The sequence below is a fragment of the Gilliamella sp. B3367 genome, from assembly GCF_026536825.1.
Taxonomy (GTDB): domain Bacteria; phylum Pseudomonadota; class Gammaproteobacteria; order Enterobacterales; family Orbaceae; genus Gilliamella; species Gilliamella apicola_E.
Map to the genome: position 1 here is coordinate 1 of NZ_JAFNNJ010000019.1, position 2,026 is coordinate 2,026.

At 30.5% G+C, this 2,026-nt stretch carries 2 protein-coding genes and 1 pseudogene; 2 read left to right on the plus strand and 1 reads right to left on the minus strand.

Going from position 1 to position 2,026, the window contains the following annotated elements; translation table 11 throughout:
* Nucleotides 1-284 (plus strand): annotated as a pseudogene (locus tag J3U23_RS12010) (bifunctional aspartate transaminase/aspartate 4-decarboxylase); the annotation flags it as partial.
* Nucleotides 285-553: 269 nt separating this feature from the next.
* Here J3U23_RS12010 and J3U23_RS12015 read toward each other — a convergent pair.
* The gene (locus tag J3U23_RS12015) at nt 554-1,093 is read right to left on the minus strand and encodes an HPP family protein (protein WP_065562153.1); all 540 of its coding nucleotides are present in this window, start codon (nt 1,091-1,093) and stop codon (nt 554-556) included.
* Nucleotides 1,094-1,207: 114 nt separating this feature from the next.
* Here J3U23_RS12015 and J3U23_RS12020 point away from each other — a divergent pair, with 114 nt between their 5' ends.
* Nucleotides 1,208-1,765 carry a TetR/AcrR family transcriptional regulator gene (locus J3U23_RS12020; RefSeq protein ID WP_065734329.1) on the plus strand — a complete coding sequence of 186 codons (558 nt, stop codon included), beginning with the start codon at nt 1,208-1,210 and terminating at the stop codon, nt 1,763-1,765.
* Nucleotides 1,766-2,026: the final 261 nt, after the last annotated feature.

Consider the following 2,026-nt stretch of genomic DNA (forward strand, 5'->3'; position numbering starts at 1 on the left):
ATTATACCTTAATTGATCTAGAACATATTTGTCGTGAACTTTATGATGATAAGTTTGCTAAATGGATCTTAAAAAATAAAAATCCATCTGAAATGTTATTTAGAATTGCTGATGAAGCTGGTGTAGTTTTATTACCAGGTAAAGGGTTTGCAGTGCAACATCCATCTGCTCGGGCTTCATTAGCTAACTTAAATGAATATCAATATGCAGCGATTGGTTTATCTATGCGTAAACTGGCACAAGAGTATTATGCAGAGTACCAAGGTAAAGCTAATAAAAAATAGATAATCATACTGATTAACTTATCAACTCTACTATCAAACCCTAGATTATCTAGGGTTTTTTCTCTTATATCTCTCAAATTTCATTATGAATATTAGTTATTCAATTCTAATAAGAAACAAGTTAATTCAATAATATTGATTTTTTATATCGTTGTTTAATGGCTTTTTTATGGATGTGACTGTAAATCATAACGCAATGTTCAACACTATTTCATATAGCAACACATTTTGAATGTTCTCATAAAATTATTACTTTGCATCTAATTTAATCACTTCTCCTTTTTATCATTAAAAAATGCTAACCAATAAATTGGCCACTGGTTTTTAGATAGTAGATTGTTAACAGCATAGGCTATTATTACCAGAGAGATGGAGCCAGAAAGCACGGGAAACAATAAAAAGCTGAAATCGTAATTAACCTGACTTGCTGTTAATAATATAACCAACGGATTAGCACCTGCTGGTGGATGTACACATCTTAAGAATTGCATTGCTGCAATAGCACAACCCACCGCTAAAGCAGTAATAAAAATTGAATCACCAAATAATTTCAAAAATATAAGACCAATAAATGCTGATATAAGATGCCCAAAAATTACATTCCTTGGTTGTGCAAGAGGAGACTGAGAAACAGCAAATAAGATAACACATGAAGCTCCAAACGGAGCCATAATAAAATAGCTACCAGAATAGATAGTCAGATATTCCAGAGTTAAAATTGCCAAAGTTCCGCCTAACAATCCTTGAAATAAATCAAGTAATTTAGGTCTATTAGGTAGTTTTTCACTACCCCAAAGAAAGAATTTCATTAATTGTTTTCCTTATAAGTTATAATATATGAATAGAAAATATGAACAGATCTGTACAAAAAATTGATAGTAGTACAGATCTGTTCACTTTGCAATTTATTTAGGTGATTTATTTTGAAAAAAACAGATGAATTAATTATTAAGACGGCAGAAAAACTGTTTTATCGAACTGGTTTTTCTAGTGTAGGAGTAGATGATATTAGGGATATATCAGGATGTTCTAAAACAACTTTATACAATCACTTTGGAAGCAAGGATAAACTTATCGTAGAAGTGTTAAAACATAGAGACTCAATATTTCGTTCAAAGCTTGAGGATTCTATTAAAGGACTCTATGGAAAAAATGCTATTTTGGAAATATTTAAATGGCATAAAAAATGGTTTTCTGAAGTGGATTATAATGGCTGTTTATTCATGCGAGCAGTTGAGGAAATGCGTGAAACCTTGCCTTGCGTATCAGATATACTTATGGAGCATAAAGAATTTGTTAGACATCTAATTTATTCAAAACTTGAAGATTATTCATATAAAGAGTCTTTGACAAATAAACTGATGGTGATTCTTGAAGGATTAATTAATATTAGTGTAGTGTATAAAAATGATAGGGATCTTAATGATCAGATTGAACAAGATACCATTAATTTAGTATCAGAGATGATGAATAGGAATTAAGAATACAAATTAAAAATGTTTAATTGAAAGTAACTGTCAAATCAGAAAAATAATAATTTTCGAATTCACTTAGTGCATTGTGTGAAATGAGGGATACTGATCAAAGTTATAAAGCCGCATTGAAATCGTTAATTCGTCGTCGAGCAGCATCATTGTATCAACATTTGGGACTTGAGCATCATACTGATGAAAATAGTGTCGATTATTATACCTTAATTGATCTAGAACATATTTGTCGTGAACTTTATGATGATAAGTTTG

What these genes read in the sequence shown, in the direction of transcription:
- J3U23_RS12015 (WP_065562153.1), bottom strand. Translation starts at nt 1,093, where the DNA reads ATGAAATTCTTTCTTTGGGGTAGTGAAAAACTACCTAATAGACCTAAA.